Origin of the sequence: Pseudomonas sp. MF6751 (assembly GCF_016613265.1) — a bacterium.
GTDB classification, from domain to species: Bacteria; Pseudomonadota; Gammaproteobacteria; order Pseudomonadales; family Pseudomonadaceae; genus Aquipseudomonas; species Aquipseudomonas fluorescens_BV.
In genome coordinates, this window is record NZ_JAENSV010000101.1 from 1 (window position 1) to 698 (window position 698).

Here is a 698-nt window from a genome sequence, read left to right on the forward strand (position 1 = left end):
CCAAGGTGTTTTCGCAACTGATGCTGGTCATGGGGCTGGCGCCCATCCTGGCCCCGATGCTCGGTGGTCTGCTGGTCAATCTGTACGGCTGGCAGGCGATTTTCATTGTCCTGACGTGCTTCAGCGCCCTGGCGGCGTTGGCCGTGGCGCTGGGCTTGCCGGAAAGTTTACCGGCCAATGTGCCGCGTCAACCGTTGTCCGGTGCGTTGCGCCAGTACGGCCGCTTGCTCAAGGATCGTGAATACCTGGGGCATGCGCTGACCGGCGGGATCGCCATGGCCGGGATGTTCGCCTACATCGCGGGCTCGCCGTTTGTCTTCATCCAGTTGTATGGCGTCCCGGCCGAGCATTACGGCTGGCTGTTCGGCAGCAATGCGGCGGGCTTCATTCTCGTGGCTCAGGTCAACGCGCGGTTACTGGCCAAGCGTGGCCCGGCCTTTTTGCTGTCGCGCATGGTGTGGCTGTACCTGGCCGCCGGTTTGACGCTGTTGGGCATCAGCGCCTTGCACACGGAACAACTGTGGCCGCTGTTGATCCCGCTGTTTATTTGCATCGCCAGCCTGGGGTGCATCATTCCCAATGCTTCGGCCTGCGCCATGAGCGGGCAGGGCGCACGGGCGGGTAGCGCCTCGGCGTTGCTCGGCTGTCTGCAGTTCAGCGTGGCGGCCGCGGCGGCGTGGCTGGTGGGGGTATTGCAC

1 protein-coding gene is annotated in these 698 nt (G+C 64.3%); it reads left to right on the forward strand.

The features are described from left to right. The coding region (locus JJD66_RS27900; protein ID WP_200649531.1) for an MFS transporter at window positions 1–698 on the forward strand (698 nt) is incomplete at both ends.